The sequence below is a fragment of the Shinella sp. 20P9.1.1 genome (assembly GCF_057798995.1).
On record NZ_JBYOLC010000004.1, the window covers coordinates 88,843 to 108,484 of the forward strand.

The window sequence follows — 19,642 nt, forward strand, 5'->3', positions numbered from 1 at the left end:
TGCCTCCGTGGTGCCGGTAGGCGCCACGGATTTGGTGCGGCGATCCGCCTGATCGATAGGAAGCTGGATGGCCGATCGGGCACGCAAGACCTATGCGCTTCTTTCGTATGGCCTGTGGCAGCAGCGGGGCGACATCGCGCGGCTGCTTGACGCCGATATCGTTGCCTGGCCCTTTGTTCTTCCGCGCAGGGTCGATGGTTTTGTCGGCTGGGGGCGGCGTCCTTCGGGGATGCGCGCCGTGCAGCTTGCCAAACGGTTCGGCAAGGAGGTCCTGACGCTTGAGGACGGCTTTCTGCGCGGCTTCGCCCCGGGGCAGGCGGAGCCGAGCCACTCCTATGTGATCGACCGGCAGGGCATCTATTTCGACGCGCGGCAGCCAAACGATCTCGAAAACCTGCTGGCGCAGCCGCAGACCGATCCGCTGGCGCTGGAGCGGGCGCGGCAGCTGATGGCGTGGCTGCGGGAAGAGCGCCTGTCCAAATACAACAACAGTCCGCTCGTGACCCCGGCAGCGGCCGGTGTGCCACAAGGGCGTCCCTTTGTTCTCCTCGTGGATCAGGTCGCAGGCGATGCTTCCATTGCGGGAGCGGGCGCAAACGCGGCGCGTTTTCAGGTCATGCTGGAGCATGCTGCGGCGTCCAATCCGGGCAAGACGCTCGTCGTGCGCACCCATCCCGCCGCGGGCGAGAAGAGCCTGCTGCGCCGGGCCGCGGCGGTGCTCGGTCTGTCGATCGTCGTGCCGGAGCGCATGAACCCCTGGCCGCTGCTGGAAGAGGCTGACAGCGTCTATACGGTGTCGAGCCAGCTCGGCTTCGAAGCGCTGATGGCCGGGCGGCCGGTTCATTGCTTCGGCTCAACCTATTATTCCGGCCGGGGCCTGACGGTGGATCACGGAGAGCTGGCTGCCACCAAGCCGCCAGCCTCCCTGGAGCAGGTTTTCCACGCGGCCTTTCTCGAATACACGCGCTATCTGGACCTGCACACGCGGCAGCCCTGTACGGCGGAATGCGCTGTCGAGCAGGCGATCACCACGCGCAACCAGCGCTCCCGTCTGACCCGCAAGGTCTTTACGGCAGGGTTTTCGCCGTGGAAGCGCCGCGCCATGACGCCGTTCCTGAAGGGCATGGCGGGCGATCCCGTGCACCTGCGCTCCATGGACGCGGCCGTGCCGGCGGCACAGGCGGCGGGCGGCATCGTGGCGGTGTGGGGCAGTGACAGGCCTTTGCCGGATGCCGTGCCCGCGATCCGTCTCGAGGATGGCTTCATCCGCTCGAAGGGCCTCGGTGTGGCGCTGACGCTTCCGTCCTCGATCGCCATCGACGATGATCATGTCTATTACGACGCGCGGGGCGCGAGCCGCCTTGAAACACTGATCGCGGAGGGGGTGTTCGACGAGCGCCTGCTGGCCCGTGCCCGAAGCCTTGCCCAGCTTCTAATCGACCGCGGTGTTTCGAAATATAATCTCGGCACGGTCACCGAAGCGCCCGTCGTGGCGGACGGACGGATGAAGATCCTCGTCCCCGGTCAGGTGGAGAAAGATGCCTCCATCCGCTACGGTTCACCGAAGGTGCAGTCCAATGCCGGGCTCGTCGCTGCAGTACGCGCGCTCTTTCCCGACGCCTTCATCGTCTACAAGGCGCATCCCGATGTGGTCTCCGGCGTTCGAAGTGGCGGCGAGGCGCCGCGCGATGCGGACCGAATCGCCACGGATGGAGACATACTCCAATGGATCGCCTGGGCCGATCGTGTGGAAACCATGACGTCGCTGACCGGTTTCGAAGCGCTGCTGCGCGGCAAGCCCGTCGGCGTGCATGGCATGCCGTTCTATGCCGGCTGGGGCCTCACTGACGACCGCCTGACCATCCCGCGCCGCCGGCGCAGAATCAGTCTCGATATGCTCGTCGCCGCGAGCCTCATCGTCTATCCGTTCTATGTGCACCCCCTGAGCCGCCTTCCATGCCGACCGGAGGACCTGATCGCCGAAATTTCCGGCGGCGCCATGAAAAAGTCGGGTCCACTTGGCATGCTTTTTTTGGGTGCGGCGCAGCAAATAAACCGATTGGGGGTCTTGTTGCGCGACTCGCGGTTGCGGTAGTATAATAACCGCAAGGTGGGGATTGCAGTGCCGATCGGGTCATGGACATAGTTGCCCGTTCACATCGCATAGGGGATTTTCGGAGAAGGGTGGCGGATGCAATTGCTAAAGAGGCAGGTTTATGCCATGACGGGTGCCTTCAGCACCATTGCGAGTTGAGCCAGCCTGTCATGACTGAGCAGCATGATCCAGATTTGAAGGCCGGTCGATTTGAGTCCGAGCAGGGTTCTTCCCGCGGTTCGCGCTTGATCAATCTTTCATTGCGCCGCAAGCTTTCGAAACGTTTTCCCTCCAAGAGTGCGCCTCGCGTGCTTCTTTTGCAGGGACCGGTTGGCCCGTTCTTCCGCAAAGTACAGAATCTTCTCAATCAGAATGGTTTCGAAGCCTGGCGAGTCTGCTTCAATGCGGGCGACCGGCTCTTTGCGCGCGGCAATCAGAATCTTCATTTCTCGGGTACTGCAGACGCTTGGCGAGAATGGTTTACCGAGATTGTCGGTGAACATGGTTTCGACTATGTCGTGCTTTTTGGCTGCGAGCGCGAAATCCACCGAATTGCGAGTGAGCAATGCGCGGTGCTGGGTGTTCCAGTCCTCTGTCTTGAAGAGGGATATATTCGCCCCGGTTTCGTTACGATGGAACTTGGCGGCAATAACTGGCGCTCCCCGGCCATGGGTAAGTTGCCGGAGGAGGGGGACTCTGACTCCCGAACGGAACGGCCGAAGGGTGTAAGCTTCCCTTCTTCCTTTGGCGCTATGGCGACCTACGCCTATACCTATTTCGCCGTGCGTGGTGTATTCTCCAGGCCAAGCGAACGTAAGCTGTTCCACAAGCCGAAGCGCTCGTTCGTGCGGGAAATGTTCTACTGGATCAAGAACTACTACAGGAAGTTCAGCAATCTCGGTCGCAATTACCGCTGCATGGAGCGGCTGCTCGAATATCACGATAAGCGGTACTATCTGGTGCCGCTGCAGGTGCATGACGACGGCCAGCTTGGTGCCGCTGCGAGCGGTTGGAGCAATCAGAAACTCGTTCTGAAATCGATCGTATCCTTCGCGCGAAACGCACCCGCGTCGGCTCAGCTCGTGTTCAAGATCCATCCCATGGAGCGCGGACACAGCCAGGACAGTCAATTCATTCGCCAGGTAAGCGTCCTGAACAATGTAGCCGACCGGGTTCATATCCTCGATGGCGGGTCGCTCGGCCTTTTGACACGCCATTCTGCTGGCATGGTAACGATCAACAGCACATCAGGCCTCTCGGCTTTGCAGCACGGTGTTCCACTTGCCGTTTTGGGCCAGGCATTCTATCGGCATCCAGCCCTCGCCTTTTGTGTCAACAAGGGTATCGAACTCGATCAGTTCTGGTCGTCTGGTCATGTGGCTCCAGCAAACCTGCGGCGTGAATACCTGAATTGGATCACCCGCAAATGCCTGCAGCCGGGTGATTTCTATGCCTATGAGGGAATGGAAATTGCAGCGAATTCGCTTCTTATGAAGTTGCGTGACATTGTCGAATCCTCTGGATCCGTAACGCCACTGCGGCCGTCAGTCGGCGCTGTCAATTACACGCCCGAGCGTCTGCGCGCTGCCGGTGGCACATAAGCTGACTGTACTGAGTATGCAAAACGGCGACGGCCGCTGCTAGGCCGATTTTCGCTGCGCGGCCGAGGAGCGCAAAATTTCCTCGTGAACCTGAATGGCTTCTTCAATGTCGTTGAAGAACGTCAGCTGTCCATTGTGCATCACGCCGCCTACATCGCAGAACGAGCGAAGCAGGCCTGCCGAATGTGAAACGAGCAGAAGCGAAGAATTCTCCCGCCGCTGTTCGAAGACGTCCTTGCACTTCTTCTTGAATGTGGAATCGCCGACGGCGATGACCTCGTCGATCAGGTAATATTCGAACTCGATCGCCATACAGATGCCGAAGGCAAGGCGCGCTTTCATGCCGGCGGAATAGGTCTTGACCGGCATATCCAGGTAAGCCCCGAGTTCCGAGAACTCCGTGACGAAGTCGAGCACCTTGTTCCGCGGCTTGCCGTAGATGTCGGCAATAAAACGGGTGTTCTGAGCGCCTGTGAGCTTGCCGTGCACACCGCCATTGAAACCAAGCGGCCAGGAAATTCTGCCTTCACGTAGAATACGGCCGGAGTCCGGCATTTCTCCGCCGGAAATCATGTTCATCAGCGTGGATTTTCCCGCGCCGTTCCTGCCGAGGATGCCGATATTGATGCCTGGCGGAAAGGTCGCAGTGAAATTGTCGAGGATGATCTTTTTCCCCCCGTCAGGGCGGGGATACGCTTTACAGACTTTATCGAAGATGATCATGAGTTGATGATCTTTCGGCGGAAGATGCGTTCCATCGTCAAGCCAATTGCAAGCATGCCGGTGGAGAGGCCAACCAGGTATTCCTTGCTGAGCAAGGGGTTGTAGTCGAGATAGGTCGATGTGCGGAACCATTCAACGCAGTGCAGGAACGGGTTCCACCAGAGAATAGCCTGAAAATCCGGCGGTAGCTGGGACGGCAGGAAGAAGACCCCTGACATCAGCATGAGAGGCAGGCTGAGCATGTTGAGGAACGTGTCGTAGCGCGGAAAAAGGCCGCTGACCATCGCGTTAAAAACCGCAAAAGAGAGCGCGAAATACAAGACGGCCAGCAGGCATTCTGCAAAATCCGCGGGATAGACAATGACCGCACGGTCCATCGTGAGCGAAAGCCCTCCCAGGAACAGCCAGCAAATAATGAGCCAGAGCGTCGATTCCGTGAGGAACGCTGCAATGATGGTATCCAGGGGACGGACCAAGGGATAGGTCAGCATCGGCTGGTTGCTGATAATTGCCCGCTCCGACTTGCGCGCGATACCACGCGTCATTCGAAAACCGAAAACACCTGTCATCACGAAGAGGAGTGCGTTGTCCCCGAAGGGGATGCTCGTATCCATCGATGTGTGGAGCACAATGAAGATGGCAACATAGGCCATGGGTTCGAGCAGAACCCATACCACGCCCATACGGCTTTCGCCGAAGCGAGTCACCGCACTCCTCACGACAAGCGCGGCGATAACCCGCAAATTTTCGCTGAGAGCGTAAGCGAAACTCTTCTCGGATACTACCTTCATTGTGCGGCTCGTGGTCGGGGTGCCGTCAGATCGCATGATCCTTGACGGAGCGGAATACGAAGTAGCCGATGAGCCAGAAGCCGAATGAAGCCAGGAGAACGATACCCGTATTCAGGACGCTGAATGGATAAAGGGCCACTTCCGGTTCGCGCGGCGGGACATACACGGCGAAATACCGTTCCTGCTTCTGCGCTTCCTGCATGGATGATTCCAGTGAGGCCAGTGATGCCGTATAGGCTTTCACGGCGAACTCCTGCTCGACGCCGAGTTCGGAGAAACGGCTGATCATCTGCGGCAGAGCGTTCGATGTATCGACGCCCGCGCGTGTGGTCTTGCTGTCGGCTGGTTGATCGGTATCTCCGGTCAGGCGTTTTTTCTGCTCGACCAATTGCGCTTCAAGCGCGCTGATATTGCGTTCGATCACCCGTGCCGAAGGTGCATCGCTGCTGACGGAATCGACGAGTGCCTTGTAGCGTGTGCGAAGGTTTGCCAGTTCCTGTTCGAGCGAGCTTATGATCGTTGCTTCCATCGTTGCAACCGCAGTCGGATCGACGGCCTGCTCGGTTATCTGCAATTCGGTCATTTGCTTGCGAATGTTGCGCAAGCGCTCTTCGGAGCGCGCCACCTGCTGGTTGGCAGTCTCGATGACCTGCCGACGCGACTTGTCCGAAAGGGTGTTCACCAGATGCTCGGAAACCGCCAGGATGGACTCGGAGACCTGCTTGGCGTCGCTCGATGAGAACGCGAAGACGCGCATCGTCACGTTGCCGGTGGTCGTGTTGTAGCTGACATTGATCATGTCACGCCAGTAATCGCGGAATTCGTCCAGCGAGCGTGTGCCGTTCTCGCGATAGAGGAAGTCGATCGTCGGACGGGAATACACCGTCCGGATATCGACGCCTGTCTGTTCCCTGATATCGGGCAGGATCTGGGCGGAGTGAATGTAATCCGCGACGATGTAGGAATCGCTGGACTGGCCGCCCCCGCCGACGAGAGCAGGCAGCCCCAAAGCACCCAGAGACGGTTGATTGGCGCCGCGAACGGCAAATTGCGTCTCGACGACATATTGCGGGCTGGCGATGAAGGCGAAGTAGAGCGCGGTCAAAATGGTGGGGAGGACCACGGCGAGGCCGAAGGAGATCGCCGTCCACGGAAGCTGGCGCTTCCGCTTCGGCATTTCAGGCAGCGTCAGAATGGTCTTGACGATGTCGGTCGCCTTGCGGGCGCGTGCACCAAGTCCATCTTCGTCGTCGGCGAGCGCAACCGCGGGGCGCTTCGCTGGAGCCGGCTTTTTGATGGCCACGACTTTCTTGTCGTCGGCGCGCTGCTGGGCACGCTGCTTGGCTATATCAAGCAGGCTGCTGGCACCGGTAGCGACGTGGGGCTCGGCTTCCGCCTGTGCGGGCGTCTTTTCTTCTTTCACGTCGGACCACTCTTTCCAAAGAAAACGGGTTAGTCGCCTAAATGCTTGTCTTCGGCAGATTATTCGAAATAACCTTTACAGACAACAAAAATGCCATGGGCAATCCGGGAGAACGGTCCCTCCGACAGCGATTTTCCGCATTTTTCGTCCCCCTGAGGCTCGGCTTTGTCGCCACGCAATCGGGTTATTTTATGGCCCTGCCGGCGTCCCCGCTCCAGCCCGCACCTGAAGCGATGAAGTTCGGGTTGGCGAAGTCGGTGTCGTTGGGCTGGTTGCGTTTGCCATAGGCAAGCGGCGCGCCGTCGAGGGTGCGGGTTTCGCCGCCGGCCGCGCGCAACACGGCGTCGCCCGCGGCGGTGTCCCATTCCATGGTGCGGCTGAAGCGGGGATAGACGTCGGCGAGGCCTTCGGCGACGAGGCAGAATTTCAGCGAGGAGCCGATGGCCGTGCAGGCGTCGATGCCGTGGTCCTCAAGGAAACGCCCGGTCTCGGGCGTATCGTGCGAGCGGCTTGCGACGGCGGTCAGCGCCTTGCCGCGACCCCGGCAGCCGATACCTTGCCGGTTGGCGAGGGTGTGACGATCTGCCACGGTGAAGCGTTCCGCGCGGCCGTCGACGGCAATGAAGCCGGCGGCAAGCGCCGGCGCATAGACGATGCCGGCGATCGGCACGCCCGATTCGATGAGGGCGATGTTGACGGTGAACTCGTTGCGGCCGGCGACGAATTCCTTGGTGCCGTCGAGCGGATCGACGAGGAAGAACAGGCCGCCGGAAATGTCGGGCACCTGGCCGGCGGCGACCGCTTCTTCGGCGATGACGGGAATCTGCCGGAAATGCCGGGCGAGTGCCGCGAGAATCACACGCTCGGCCTCCTCATCCGCCTCGGTGACGGGAGAGCTGTCCGGCTTGAAATGCACATCAGGGCCTGCGCTGTGAATGGTCATGATAGCGCGGCCGGCTGCGAGCGCGGCACTTTCCATCACGCGTTTCAGCTCTGCTGCCTCTGCCTGCATCGTTTCCGGCCTTTCTGCTTCTGGCTTAGCCGCGGCGTTGCCGGAAAGCAAATACTGCATGTGGAAACCGCGCGGGACTTTCGCCATGGTCTTGCCGTTTGTGCTGCATATGCGAATGTGGCGCGACTGATACGGGATTTTTCATGCGCTACTCCGCTCTTTCGATCTTAAAACAAGCCTTTGCCGGAAATCTCGGCTGGAAACCTGCTTGGCGGGAGCCCGAACCGAAGGCGCACTACGATGTGATCATCGTTGGCGGCGGCGGGCATGGCCTTGCGACGGCCTATTATCTCGCCAAGGAATTCGGCATCCGCAATGTCGCGGTCATCGAGAAGGGCTATCTCGGCTCCGGCAATGTCGGCCGCAATACGACGATCGTGCGATCGAACTACATGCTGCCGGGCAACGAGCCTTTCTACGAGTTTTCGATGAAACTGTGGGAGGGCCTGGAGCAGGACCTCAACTACAATGTGATGCTCTCGCAGCGCGGCATCATCAGCCTCTTCCACAATGACGGCCAGCGCGATCACTATATCCGCCGCGGCAATGCCATGATGATGGAGGGGGTTGCGGCGGAGCTTCTCGACCGCGAGACGCTGAAGAGCATGCTGCCCTTCCTGAATTTCGACCACGGACGCTTCCCGATCATCGGTGGCCTCTTACAGCGCCGGGCGGGAACGGCGCGGCACGATGCCGTCGCCTGGGGTTTTGCCCGCGGGGCCGACCGGCTCGGCGTCGATCTCATCCAGAATTGCGAAGTCACCGGCATCCGTCGCGAGAACGGCGTCGTCACGGGTGTCGAGACGACGAAGGGTTTCATCGGCTGCAACAAGCTGGCGCTGGCGGCGGCGGGCAACTCGTCGCGCGTCGGCGAAATGGCGGGGTTGAAGCTGCCGCTGGAAAGCCATGTGCTGCAGGCCTTCGTGACGGAGGGGCTGAAACCCTGCATCGATCACGTCATCACCTACGGCGCGGGGCATTTCTATATCTCGCAGTCGGACAAGGGCGGGCTGGTCTTCGGCGCGGAGATCGACGGCTATTCCTCCTATGCGCAGCGCGGCAACCTTGCGACGGCCGAGCATGTGATGGAGGAGGGGGTGACGATGATCCCCGGTCTTTCGCGCGTGCGCGTTCTACGCAGCTGGGGCGGGGTCATGGACATGTCGATGGACGGCTCGCCGATCATCGACCGGACGTCCATCGAAAATCTCTATCTCAATTGCGGCTGGTGCTACGGCGGCTTCAAGGCGACGCCGGCCTCCGGCTTCTGTTTCGCGCATCTTCTGGCCAAGGGCGAGAGCCATCATGTGGCGCGCGCGCTGCGGCTCGATCGCTTCGAGCGTGGCTTCCCCATCGACGAGGCGGGTGCCGGCACCCAGCCCAACCTGCATTGAGCTGAACCATGGCAAGCCTGATTTCCTGCCCGCATTGCGGCACGCGCCCCAAGGAAGAGTTTTTGATCCGCGGCGATGCCACGCCCGTTCGTCCGGCGCCGATGGCCGCCGAGGAGGTGTGGCATGATTATGTGCATCTGCGGGCCAATCCGCGCGGCCGCATTCGCGAGCATTGGCAGCATGTCGCCGGCTGCCGGCGCTGGCTGGTGGTGGAGCGGGACAATTTTACCCATGAGGTGTTTGGCGTGACCGATGCGGTCAAAGCAGGGGAGGGCGCACGATGACCGCCTATCGTCTTGCCTCCGGCGGCCTCGTCGATCGCAGTCATGCCGTCCGCTTCTCCTTCGATGGTACGAGCCTCACGGGCCATGCCGGCGATACGCTCGCTTCGGCCTTGCTTGCCAATGACACGCTGCTTGTCGGCCGCAGCTTCAAATATCACCGCCCGCGCGGCATCGTGACCGCGGGGCCCTCGGAGCCGAACGGGCTGGTGACGGTCGGCAGCGGCGCGCGGCGCGACCCGAACACCAGGGCGACGGTTGCCGAGCTCTATGACGGTCTGGAGGCCCGCAGCCAGAACCGCTGGCCGAGTCTTGCCTATGACATCGGCGCTGTAAACAACCTGATGTCGCGGTTTCTGTCTGCCGGGTTCTACTACAAGACCTTCATGTGGCCGGCGGCCTTCTGGGAAAAGGTTTATGAGCCGCTGATCCGCCGCGCCGCCGGCCTCGGCCGCACCGATCTGCCGCGCGATCCTGACAGCTACGAGAAGAGTTGGGCGCATTGCGACCTGCTCGTCGTCGGTTCCGGGCCGGCGGGTCTGTCCGCAGCGCTCGTCGCTGCCCGCTCGGGCCTGCGTGTCATCCTTGCCGAGCAGGATTTCGTGCTCGGCGGTGCGCTGCTTTCGGAGACGATGCCTATCGGCGGCGAAGCGCCCTATGTCTTCGCCCGCCGCGTGGTCGAGGAATTGCAGGGTAATCCTAATGTCACGCTCCTGCCGCGCACCACGGTGTTTGGCTGGTACGACGACAATGTTTTCGGTGCGGTCGAGCGCGTCCAGAAGAATGTCGCTGTCGTCGATGCCGCAAAGCCCGTCGAGCGGATGTGGCGCATCGTGGCGAAACACGCGATCCTTGCGACCGGTGCCGAGGAGCGGCCGCTGGTGTTCGGCGGCAATGACCGGCCGGGTATCCTCACGGCGAGCGCGGTCAGCACCTATGCCAGCCGGTTCGGCGTCGCCGCCGGCAAGTCCGTCGTCGTCTTCACCAATGGCACGTCCGGTTATCGCACGGCAAAGGATTTGATCGCGAAGGGTGTGGAGATCGCGGCACTGATCGATAGCCGCCCGGCATCCGGCGATGTCGCGCCGGCCGGTGTTCGCCTCATTCGCGGCGGCGCGATCGTCGATACGAAGGGGCGCCATCGTGTGCGGACTGTGGTTGCTGATCGCGGTGGCTTCGAGGAGCTGATTGCCTGCGACGCGGTCGCCATGTCGGGCGGCTGGAGCCCGGTCATCCATCTTGCCTGCCAGCGCGGCGGCAAGCCGGTCTGGTCGGAGGCGCTTCAGGCGTTCCTGGCACCGGATGTCGGCGCAGGGCTCGTCATGGCAGGGGCTGCGGCGGGGCGCTATCGCCTCTCGGAATGTTTTGATGACGGTGCGCGCAAGGCTTCGGCCATTGTAGAAGCGCTCGGCCGGCCGGTGGCCGGTCTCGAGCGACCCGCAATCGGCGATGAAGCCGATCCGTCCTTCACGGCGCTTTGGCATGTGCCGGGCGCGAAATCCAAGGCCTTCGTCGATTTCCAGAACGACGTGCACACCAAGGACCTGGGCCTTGCCGTGCGCGAGGGTTTTGGCCATGTCGAGCATGCCAAGCGTTACACGACGGGCGGCATGGCGACCGATCAGGGCAAGCTCGGCAATATCAACGCCATCGGCATTCTCGCCGGCATGCGCGGGGTCAGTCCCGCAGAGGTCGGCACCACGACCTTCCGGCCGTTCTACACGCCGGTTTCCTTCGGCGCGATGGCCGGCGCGTCGATCGGCGAACATGCCATGCCCACCCGCCGCTCGCCGCTGCATGGCTGGGCGGCGCGCAATGGCGCGGTCTTCATCGATGCCGGGCTGTGGTATCGCTCCTCCTGGTTCCCGAAGGCGGGCGAGAAGACCTGGCGGGAGAGCGTCGAGCGCGAAGTGCGCACCGTGCGCGAAAACGCCGGCCTCTGCGATGTCTCGACGCTCGGCAAGATTGAGGTCTTCGGGCCTGACGCGGCCGAATTCCTCAACCGTCTCTATTGCAACCCCGTGCTGAAACTGCCCGTCGGCAAGGCCCGTTACGGCCTGATGCTGCGCGAGGACGGCATGGTCTATGACGACGGCACGGTGAGCCGGCTCGGCGAAGAGCATTTCTTCGTCACCACGACAACGGCGATGGCCGGCGGCGTGCTCTCGCATATGGAATTTGCTGCCCAGGTGCTGTGGCCGGAGTTGCGCGTGCGTTTCCTCTCCGTCTCCGACCAATGGGCGCAGATGTCGATCGCCGGGCCGAAGGCGCGGACCATTCTGCAGGCCGTCGTCGAGGACGATATTTCCGGCGCGGCCTTCCCGTTCCTTGCGGCGCGCGAGGTGCGGCTGAAGGGCAATCTCAAAGCGCGGCTGTTCCGCATCTCGTTTTCGGGCGAGCTTGCCTATGAGCTGGCGGTGCCGGCGGGGCATGGCGAAGCGGTGGCCGACGCGCTGATGCGGGCCGGTGCGTCGCATGGTATCTGCGCCTATGGCGTGGAAACGCTGAATGTGCTGCGTCTCGAAAAGGGTCATGTCACCCATGCCGAGCTCGACGGCCGCGTGACGCCCGACGATGCCGGCCTCGGCCGCATGATGGGCTCGGGCAAGCCCGATTTCATCGGCAAGCGCCTCTCGAGCCGCTTCGGCCTGACGGCGGCGGACCGGATGCAGCTGGTCGGTCTAAAGTCGGTGGAGTCGGACAAGGACATGCGGGCAGGCGCGCATCTCTTGAAGGATGGCGCAAAGCCCTCGACGATCAACGACCAGGGCTGGGTCAGCTCCACCTGTTTCTCGCCGACGCTCGGCGGCCACATCGCGCTCGCCTTCCTGAAATCTGGCCGCGAACGCTATGGCGAGAAGATCGTGGTTTGGGATCAGCTGCGCGGCGTGGAGACCTTTGCCGAGGTCTGCGATCCCGTCTTCGTCGATCCCGAAAACACCAAGCTGATGGCGTGAGGTAGAGGCGATGGCTTACGAATATCAGGCGGTGCATGCGCTGGACGGGACGATTGGTGCGATCGCCGAGCGGCGGGCGAATCACCTTTCCGTGCATCGCACGACCGCCGTCGCCATGGTGCTTGCCGCTCCCGGCCAGACAGCCGAGGCGGCCGGCATTCTTTTGTCGAACGGTGAGTTCGAGGCGCGCTTCTCCGGCCCCGGTGAATGGCTCGTCCTGTCGGAGGTGCATGCGCCGGAAACGCTTGCCGCGGAGCTTTCCGTCCGGCTCGGCGATTTCGCCTTCGTCGTCGATCAGAGCCATGGCCGTGTCGTGCTGACGCTATCGGGGCCGGATGCCGCCCGCATTCTGGCAAACGGCATTGCGGTCGATCTGCATGCCGATGCCTTCCCGGTCGGGCGTGCGGCGAATGTGCTGTGCAGCCACCTCTCGGTCAACCTCGCCCGCATCGGCGAGGAGCGTTTCGACCTCGTGGTGATGCGCAGCTTCGCCGAGGCGCTGGTCGATGATCTCAAGGTGATGGCGCGCAGCCACGACCTGTCGGTGGATTTCGCGACGCGCTGACGACGGTCCGCGCGCCGCTGCCCGACATTCAAAATCGACAAAGCGACATGAGGTTTCGCACCACGGGCTTGTGAGGCCTCCGGGGGACAAAATAGGCTGCGCTTCGTCTGCAGCACGAAGTTCCCTTCAACCCGCCAAGCCGGAGTTTTTCATGAAGAGCCATGCAAGGGTCGTCGTCATCGGGGGCGGCGTCGTCGGCTGTTCCGTCCTGTATCACCTCACCAAATTCGGCTGGACCGATGTTGTGCTCGTCGAACGCTCGGAACTGACCTCCGGCTCGACCTGGCATGCCGCCGGCGGCATGCACACGATCAACGGCGATCCCAACGTCGCCAAGCTGCAGAAATATACAGTGGAGCTCTACAAGGAGATCCAGGACTATTCCGGCCAGGATATCGGCCTGCACATGACGTCGGGCATGATGCTCGCCTCGACCAAGGATCGTTTCGACTGGATGAAATCGATCCTCGCCAAGGGCCGCTACATGGGGCTCGACGCGCATCTGCTGACGCCGAAGGAAGCGCATGACCTGATGCCGCTGCTCGATCCCGACCAGTTCGTCGGTGCGGTGTTCGATCCTGTGGAAGGTCATCTCGATCCCTACGGCACGACGCATGCCTATGCGAAATCGGCCAAGAAGAACGGTGCCGATATCTATCTGCACACCAAGGTAGAGGACCTCGTGCAGCGCGAGGACGGCAGCTGGCGCGTCATCACCAACAAGGGCGAGATCATCGCTGAGCACGTGGTCAACTGCGGCGGCCTCTGGGCGCGCGAGGTCGGCCGCATGGTGGGGCTCGAGCTGCCGGTGCTGGCCATGGAGCACATGTATCTCATCACCGAGGACATGCCCGAGGTGATCGAGTTCAACCAGACGCGCGGCAAGGAGCTGATGCACTGCGTCGACTTCGACGGGGAAATCTACCTCCGTCAGGAGCGCAACGGCATGCTGATGGGCACCTATGAAAAGGCCTGCCGCCCCTGGTCGCCGCTCAACACGCCCTGGGATTTCGGCCACGAACTGCTCGCAGAAGACATTGAGCGCATCACGCCGGAGCTGGAAGTCGGTTTCCGCCACTTCCCGGCTTTCAACAAGGCCGGCATCAAGAAGGTCATCAACGGCCCCTTCACCTTCTCGCCGGATGGGAACCCGCTCGTCGGCCCGGTGCGCGGCATGACGAATTTCTGGTCGGCCTGCGCGGTCATGGCCGGCTTCAGCCAGGGCGGCGGCGTCGGGCTGGCGCTCGCCAACTGGATGATCCATGGCGATCCCGGTTTCGACGTCTTCGCCATGGATGTCTCGCGCTACGGCGATTTCGCGACGCTCGGCTACACCAATGCCAAGGTGCGCGAAAACTATTCCCGCCGCTTCTCCATCCGCTATCCGAACGAGGAGCTGCCGGGCGGACGCCCGCTGCTGACCACGCCGATCTATGACAAGCTCAAGGAAGCCGGCGCCGTCTTCGGCGCCTCCTATGGTCTGGAGGCGCCGCTGTGGTTCGCGCCCGAGGGCGTCGAGGATCAGTTCTCCTGGCGCCGCTCGACGGATTTCGACACGGTCGGCGCGGAGGCCAAGGCCGTGCGTGAAAACGTCGGCCTGATGGAGACGTCGGGCTTTGCGAAATATGCGGTGAAGGGCAGGGGGGCGGAAGCCTGGCTCGACCGGCTGCTGACCTGCCGCATTCCGGCGACCGGCCGCATGACGCTCGCGCCCATGCTGAAGGATGACGGCAAGCTGATCGGCGACTTCACGCTGGCCAAGCTCGGCGAGGGCGATTTCCTGCTCATCGGCTCCGGCATCGCGGAAGATTATCACATGCGCTGGTTCGAGAGCCATCTGCCGGACGATGGCTCGGTGACGCTCGAGGCGTTGAACCTGTCGCTCGTCGGCCTCGCCATTGCCGGTCCGAAGGCGCGTGACGTGCTGCAAAAGCTGACGCATCAGGATCTGTCGACGTCAGCTTTCGCCTTTATGGACGTGCGGCGCATAGATCTCGGCATGGCATCGGCCATTGTCGGACGCGTCAGCTATACCGGCGATCTCGGCTATGAAATCTGGATGAAGCCGCAATACCAGCGCTACCTCTACGATCTCATCCTCGAAGCCGGTGCCGAATTCGGCATCCGCCTCTTCGGGCTTCGTGCCTTGAACGCACTGCGCCTCGAAAAATCCTATGGTAGCTGGTCGCGCGAATATCGCCCGCTCTATGGCCCGGTCGAGGCTGGGCTGGAGCGTTTCGTTGCGCTGCGCAAGGACGCCGAGTTCATCGGCAAGGACGCGGCCAAGGCCGAGCGCGAGACGGGCGGGGAGCTCCGCCTGCGCACCTTCATCCTCGAGGCGAAGGACGCCGACGTGATCGGCGACGAGCCGATCTATCTCGATGGCGCGGTGCGCGGCTGGGTGACGTCGGGCGGTTACGCCCATGCGTCAGGCCTTTCGGTCGCGGTCGGCTACGTGCCGAAGGAGATCGCGGACGTTACGACCGGCTGGTCGATCGAACTTCTCGGCGAGGTGCTGCCGGCGCGTCTCCAGGCCGAACCGTTGTTCGATCCCTCTGGTGCGAAAATGCGAGGCTGATCGTCCCCTAACGTAAGGCGGCGATGTCCCAAATCGGGACATCGCCGTTTACGCTCTTTGTGCATCATTTTGCGCAAAGCCACCGATTTTCCTGCCGATTTTTTGGTTTCCGTGGCGTTAATTACGTCATTTAACGCTTCTTACTAAAGAAATTGTCGATCGGGGCTTTTTGGGCTTCCCTTTTGTATCGAAAGCGGTATGGAATCCCCCTGTCTAAACAAGCTCAAAAATGAGCGTCAAGAACAAGAGATGCGGCCCTCGGGAACCGCATCCGGGGGATTATATATGGAGTATTTCATCCAGCAGCTCGTCAACGGGCTGACGCTTGGATCTATTTATGGTTTGATAGCCATCGGCTACACCATGGTTTACGGCATCATCGGCATGATCAATTTCGCCCACGGCGATATCTTCATGCTGGGCGGATTTGCCGCTCTCATCACCTTCCTTCTTTTGACCAGCGTGTTCGCCGGCCTCCCGGTCGTGCTGCTGCTTCTGGTCATGATCGCTGCGGCGATGCTCACGGCATCGCTGTGGAACTGGACGATCGAGAAGGTGGCCTACCGGCCGCTGCGCGGATCCTTCCGGCTTGCGCCGCTGATCACCGCAATCGGCATGTCGATTGCGCTGTCGAACTTCATCCAGGTGACGCAGGGTCCGCGCAACAAGCCGATCCCGCCGATGGTGTCGTCGGTTTATAACGTCTTCGGCATCGCGATCTCGCTCAAGCAGCTGATCATCATGGTGCTGACGGTCGTTCTCCTGGCGACCTTCTGGTACATCGTCAACAAGACCTCGCTTGGTAGAGCGCAACGTGCGACCGAACAGGACCGCAAGATGGCGGCGCTGCTCGGTATCGACGTCGACCGCACGATCTCCGTGACCTTCATCATGGGGGCGTCGCTCGCGGCTGTCGCCGGCACCATGTACCTGATGTATTACGGCGTGACCGTCTTCACCGACGGCTTCATTCCGGGCGTCAAGGCCTTCACGGCCGCGGTTCTGGGCGGCATCGGCTCGCTTCCGGGTGCTGTTCTCGGCGGCCTGCTCATCGGCCTCATCGAGAGCCTGTGGTCCGCCTACTTCACCATCGACTATAAGGACGTCGCGACGTTCTCCATCCTCGCCATCGTCCTGATCTTCAAGCCGTCCGGTATTCTCGGACGACCGGAAGTCGAGAAGGTTTGATCATGTCCAACATTTCGAACACCAATGAGAGCGCCGGCGGTAATCTGACGGCGCGGGCTCTGCGCGAGGGCATTTTTGCCGGCATCATCGCGCTCGGCCTCTTCGTCCTCTTCGTCGGTCTCGAGACCACGCAGAACATCCGCAACGAACTCGTGCTGAACCAGCGCTGGGGTCTGCTGGCGATCTTCGTGATCATCGCCGCCGTCGGCCGCTTCCTGACCGTCGCCTATTTCCAACCCTCGATGGCGGCCCGCAAGGCGGCTGCGTCGAAGGTGGCGGTGGATACGGAAGAAAGCTTCTTCAAGCGCAATTTCAGCAAGATCGCGATCGCCGCGCTGCTGATCTATCCGCCGCTGATGGTCATGCTGTTCGGCGTGCAGGGCTCGCTGAAATGGGTCGACAATTTCGGCATCCAGATCCTCATCTACGTGATGCTGGCCTGGGGTCTGAACATCGTCGTCGGCCTCGCCGGCCTGCTCGACCTCGGCTACGTCGCCTTCTATGCGGTCGGCGCCTATTCCTACGCGCTTCTGTCGCAGCAGTTCGGCTTCTCCTTCTGGGTGCTTCTGCCGCTCGCCGGCATCCTGGCCGCCTTCTGGGGCATGATCCTCGGCTTCCCCGTGCTGCGCCTGAAGGGCGACTACCTCGCCATCGTGACGCTGGCCTTCGGGGAAATCATCCGCCTCGTGCTGATCAACTGGACGGAGGTGACCAAGGGCACCTTCGGTGTCTCGGGCATTCCGAAGGCTTCGATCTTCGGCATCTGGTCCTTCGACGTCAGCGCGCCGAACAATTTCGCCAAGGCGTTCGGCCTGCCGATGTCGTCGGCCTACTACAAGATCTTCCTTTTCTATCTCATCCTGGCGCTGGCCCTGCTCACCGCCTATGTGACGATCCGCCTGCGCCGCATGCCGATCGGCCGCGCCTGGGAAGCGCTGCGTGAAGACGAAATCGCCTGCCGCTCGCTCGGCATCAACACGGTGACCACCAAGCTGACGGCCTTTTCCATCGGCGCGATGTTCGGCGGCTTCGCCGGCTCCTTCTTCGCGGTGCGCCAGGGCTTCGTCTCGCCGGAAAGCTTCGTCTTCCTGGAATCGGCGATCATCCTCGCCATCGTGGTTCTCGGCGGCATGGGCTCGCTCGTCGGTATCGCCGTCGCGGCTGTGGTCATGGTCGGCGGCACGGAACTGCTTCGCGAGATGACCTTCCTGAAGGCGGTCTTCGGGCCGGACTTCACGCCCGAGCTCTACCGCATGCTGATCTTCGGTCTGGCGATGGTCGTCGTCATGGTCTGGAAGCCGCGCGGCTTCGTCGGAAGCCGTGAACCGACCGCCTTCCTGCGGGAACGCAAGTCCGTCTCCGGCAGCTTCACCAAGGAAGGGCACGGCTGATGGCGCCCGAGACGAAGATAGCGACGAATACGATGACGAAAGATCCCATCCTGAAAGTCGAGCATCTCTCGATGCGCTTCGGTGGTCTCATGGCCATCAACGACCTCTCCTTCGAAGCCTATCGCGGCGATATCACCGCGCTGATCGGCCCGAACGGCGCGGGCAAGACCACGGTGTTCAACTGCGTGACCGGCTTCTACAAGCCGACCATGGGCATGATCACCATGCGCCAGAAGGCCGGCAAGGAGTTCCTGCTGGAACGCATGACCGACTTCGAGGTCAACCGCGATGCGAAGGTGGCGCGCACCTTCCAGAATATCCGGCTCTTCTCGGGTCTGACGGTTCTGGAAAACCTGCTCGTCGCCCAGCACAATGCGCTGATGAAGGCCTCCGGCTACACGATCCTCGGCCTGCTCGGCATGCCCGCCTATAAGAAGGCGGCGGCCGAATCGATCGATATCGCCAAGTACTGGCTGGAGAAGGCCAACCTCATCGAGCGCGCCGACGATCCGGCGGGCGACCTGCCCTACGGTGCGCAGCGGCGTCTCGAAATCGCCCGCGCCATGTGCACCGGACCGGAGTTCCTGTGCCTCGACGAGCCGGCCGCCGGCCTCAACCCGCGCGAGTCGCAGGCGCTCAACGACCTGCTCCGCTCGATCCGCAACGACAGCGGCACGTCGATCCTGCTCATCGAGCACGACATGTCGGTCGTCATGGAAATCTCCGACCATGTGGTCGTGCTCGAATACGGGCAGAAGATCTCCGACGGCACGCCGGACCATGTGAAGAACGATCCGAAGGTTATCGCGGCCTATCTCGGTGTTGAAGATGATGAGGTCGAAGAGGTGATCGAGGAAATCGAGGTGATCGCGGAGAGCGAAGGTTCGCAGGGAGGGGCGCACTAATGAGCGATACACTTCTCAGCGTCCAGGGCGTGGAAACCTACTACGGCAATATCCGCGCGCTCGCCGGCGTCAATGTCGAGGTCAAGAAGGGCGAGATCGTCTCGCTGATCGGCGCCAACGGCGCCGGCAAGTCGACCCTGATGATGACGGTCTGCGGCAGCCCGCAGGCCCGCACCGGCTCCGTCATCTTCGACGGCGAGGACATCACCCGCTTGCCGACGCATCTCATCGCCCGTCGCCGTATCGCGCAGTCCCCCGAAGGACGTCGCATCTTCCCGCGCATGACGGTCTATGAAAACCTTCAGATGGGCGCGAGCCTCGACAATCTGAAATACTTCAATGAGGACGTTGAGAAGATCTTCACGCTCTTCCCGCGCCTCAAGGAGCGCCAGTCGCAGCGCGGCGGCACGCTTTCGGGCGGCGAGCAGCAGATGCTGTCCATCGGCCGCGCGCTGATGGCGCGTCCGAAGCTTCTGCTTCTCGACGAGCCGTCGCTCGGTCTTGCGCCGCTGATCATCAAGCAGATCTTCGACGCCATCCAGGTCCTGAACCAGGAACAGGGCCTGACCGTGTTCCTCGTCGAGCAGAACGCCTTTGCCGCACTCAAACTCTCCCACCGGGCCTATGTGATGGTCAACGGCCAGGTGACGATGAGCGGCTCGGGCAAGGAACTTCTGGCCAATCCGGAAGTGCGCGCTGCCTATCTGGAAGGCGGACGCCACTAAGGCGCTGTAGGGA

At 61.9% G+C, this 19,642-nt stretch carries 15 protein-coding genes; 11 read left to right on the forward strand and 4 right to left on the reverse strand.

Annotated features, from left to right (window positions below):
- Positions 1-67 precede the first annotated feature (67 nt).
- Positions 68-2,095, forward strand: coding sequence for a capsule polysaccharide biogenesis protein (locus AC27VQ_RS08445; RefSeq protein WP_488715932.1), 2,028 nt, complete (start codon positions 68-70; stop codon positions 2,093-2,095).
- Between the two features lie 170 nt (positions 2,096-2,265).
- The gene (locus tag AC27VQ_RS08450) at positions 2,266-3,696 is read left to right on the forward strand and encodes a capsular polysaccharide export protein, LipB/KpsS family (RefSeq protein ID WP_488715933.1); all 1,431 of its coding nucleotides are present in this window, start codon (positions 2,266-2,268) and stop codon (positions 3,694-3,696) included.
- Positions 3,697-3,735: 39 nt separating this feature from the next.
- Here AC27VQ_RS08450 and AC27VQ_RS08455 read toward each other — a convergent pair whose 3' ends face one another.
- The 4 genes from AC27VQ_RS08455 to cysQ form a co-directional block, all read right to left on the reverse strand.
- Positions 3,736-4,419, reverse strand: coding sequence for an ABC transporter ATP-binding protein (locus AC27VQ_RS08455; RefSeq protein ID WP_313529001.1), 684 nt, complete (start codon positions 4,417-4,419; stop codon positions 3,736-3,738).
- Positions 4,416-5,210, reverse strand: coding sequence for an ABC transporter permease (locus AC27VQ_RS08460; RefSeq protein ID WP_488715934.1), 795 nt, complete (start codon positions 5,208-5,210; stop codon positions 4,416-4,418). Before AC27VQ_RS08460 ends, AC27VQ_RS08455 begins: the two co-directional genes overlap by 4 nt.
- Positions 5,211-5,235: 25 nt before the next feature.
- Positions 5,236-6,633 (reverse strand): KpsE/RkpR family capsule polysaccharide export protein, encoded by a 1,398-nt coding sequence (locus AC27VQ_RS08465; protein ID WP_488715935.1) that lies wholly within the window; start codon positions 6,631-6,633, stop codon positions 5,236-5,238.
- Between the two features lie 184 nt (positions 6,634-6,817).
- Entirely contained in the window at positions 6,818-7,624 is an 807-nt protein-coding gene (gene cysQ / locus AC27VQ_RS08470; protein ID WP_488716164.1) for a 3'(2'),5'-bisphosphate nucleotidase CysQ, read from the reverse strand.
- 164 nt (positions 7,625-7,788) lie between these two features.
- Between cysQ and AC27VQ_RS08475 the strand changes: the two genes are divergently transcribed.
- From AC27VQ_RS08475 to AC27VQ_RS08515, 9 genes are all read left to right on the forward strand, one after another.
- On the forward strand, positions 7,789-9,039 hold the full coding sequence (locus AC27VQ_RS08475) for a sarcosine oxidase subunit beta family protein (RefSeq protein WP_488715936.1): 1,251 nt from the start codon (positions 7,789-7,791) through the stop codon (positions 9,037-9,039).
- A gap of 8 nt (positions 9,040-9,047) precedes the next feature.
- A complete protein-coding gene (locus AC27VQ_RS08480) occupies positions 9,048-9,323 on the forward strand; it encodes a sarcosine oxidase subunit delta (protein ID WP_313528991.1) in 276 nt (91 codons plus the stop codon).
- Positions 9,320-12,277: a sarcosine oxidase subunit alpha family protein gene (locus tag AC27VQ_RS08485; RefSeq protein WP_488715937.1), complete on the forward strand. Its 2,958-nt coding sequence runs from the start codon at positions 9,320-9,322 to the stop codon at positions 12,275-12,277. Before AC27VQ_RS08480 ends, AC27VQ_RS08485 begins: the two co-directional genes overlap by 4 nt.
- Positions 12,278-12,287: 10 nt before the next feature.
- Complete coding sequence (locus tag AC27VQ_RS08490) at positions 12,288-12,842, forward strand: sarcosine oxidase subunit gamma (RefSeq protein ID WP_488715938.1); 555 nt, start codon at positions 12,288-12,290, stop codon at positions 12,840-12,842.
- Between the two features lie 151 nt (positions 12,843-12,993).
- The gene (locus AC27VQ_RS08495) at positions 12,994-15,420 is read left to right on the forward strand and encodes a GcvT family protein (protein ID WP_488715939.1); all 2,427 of its coding nucleotides are present in this window, start codon (positions 12,994-12,996) and stop codon (positions 15,418-15,420) included.
- A 285-nt stretch (positions 15,421-15,705) separates the two neighbouring features.
- Positions 15,706-16,608, forward strand: coding sequence for a branched-chain amino acid ABC transporter permease (locus AC27VQ_RS08500; RefSeq protein WP_313528980.1), 903 nt, complete (start codon positions 15,706-15,708; stop codon positions 16,606-16,608).
- A 2-nt stretch (positions 16,609-16,610) separates the two neighbouring features.
- The gene (gene livM / locus AC27VQ_RS08505; protein WP_313528978.1) at positions 16,611-17,999 is read left to right on the forward strand and encodes a high-affinity branched-chain amino acid ABC transporter permease LivM; all 1,389 of its coding nucleotides are present in this window, start codon (positions 16,611-16,613) and stop codon (positions 17,997-17,999) included.
- The gene (locus AC27VQ_RS08510; protein ID WP_313528975.1) at positions 17,999-18,904 is read left to right on the forward strand and encodes an ABC transporter ATP-binding protein; all 906 of its coding nucleotides are present in this window, start codon (positions 17,999-18,001) and stop codon (positions 18,902-18,904) included. Before livM ends, AC27VQ_RS08510 begins: the two co-directional genes overlap by 1 nt.
- On the forward strand, positions 18,904-19,629 hold the full coding sequence (locus AC27VQ_RS08515) for an ABC transporter ATP-binding protein (RefSeq protein WP_313528971.1): 726 nt from the start codon (positions 18,904-18,906) through the stop codon (positions 19,627-19,629). The genes AC27VQ_RS08510 and AC27VQ_RS08515 overlap by 1 nt, the downstream gene beginning before the upstream one ends.
- The last annotated feature ends 13 nt before the right edge of the window (positions 19,630-19,642 follow it).

Excerpts from the sequence above, each read along its gene's own strand:
- AC27VQ_RS08445 (WP_488715932.1), top strand. The coding sequence starts at position 68 with ATGGCCGATCGGGCACGCAAGACCTATGCGCTTCTTTCGTATGGCCTG.
- AC27VQ_RS08450 (WP_488715933.1), top strand. The coding sequence starts at position 2,266 with ATGACTGAGCAGCATGATCCAGATTTGAAGGCCGGTCGATTTGAGTCC.
- AC27VQ_RS08455 (WP_313529001.1), bottom strand. The coding sequence starts at position 4,419 with ATGATCATCTTCGATAAAGTCTGTAAAGCGTATCCCCGCCCTGACGGG.
- AC27VQ_RS08460 (WP_488715934.1), bottom strand. The coding sequence starts at position 5,210 with ATGAAGGTAGTATCCGAGAAGAGTTTCGCTTACGCTCTCAGCGAAAAT.
- AC27VQ_RS08475 (WP_488715936.1), top strand. The coding sequence starts at position 7,789 with ATGCGCTACTCCGCTCTTTCGATCTTAAAACAAGCCTTTGCCGGAAAT.
- AC27VQ_RS08480 (WP_313528991.1), top strand. The coding sequence starts at position 9,048 with ATGGCAAGCCTGATTTCCTGCCCGCATTGCGGCACGCGCCCCAAGGAA.
- AC27VQ_RS08485 (WP_488715937.1), top strand. The coding sequence starts at position 9,320 with ATGACCGCCTATCGTCTTGCCTCCGGCGGCCTCGTCGATCGCAGTCAT.
- AC27VQ_RS08490 (WP_488715938.1), top strand. The coding sequence starts at position 12,288 with ATGGCTTACGAATATCAGGCGGTGCATGCGCTGGACGGGACGATTGGT.
- AC27VQ_RS08495 (WP_488715939.1), top strand. The coding sequence starts at position 12,994 with ATGAAGAGCCATGCAAGGGTCGTCGTCATCGGGGGCGGCGTCGTCGGC.
- AC27VQ_RS08500 (WP_313528980.1), top strand. The coding sequence starts at position 15,706 with ATGGAGTATTTCATCCAGCAGCTCGTCAACGGGCTGACGCTTGGATCT.
- livM (WP_313528978.1), top strand. The coding sequence starts at position 16,611 with ATGTCCAACATTTCGAACACCAATGAGAGCGCCGGCGGTAATCTGACG.
- AC27VQ_RS08510 (WP_313528975.1), top strand. The coding sequence starts at position 17,999 with ATGGCGCCCGAGACGAAGATAGCGACGAATACGATGACGAAAGATCCC.
- AC27VQ_RS08515 (WP_313528971.1), top strand. The coding sequence starts at position 18,904 with ATGAGCGATACACTTCTCAGCGTCCAGGGCGTGGAAACCTACTACGGC.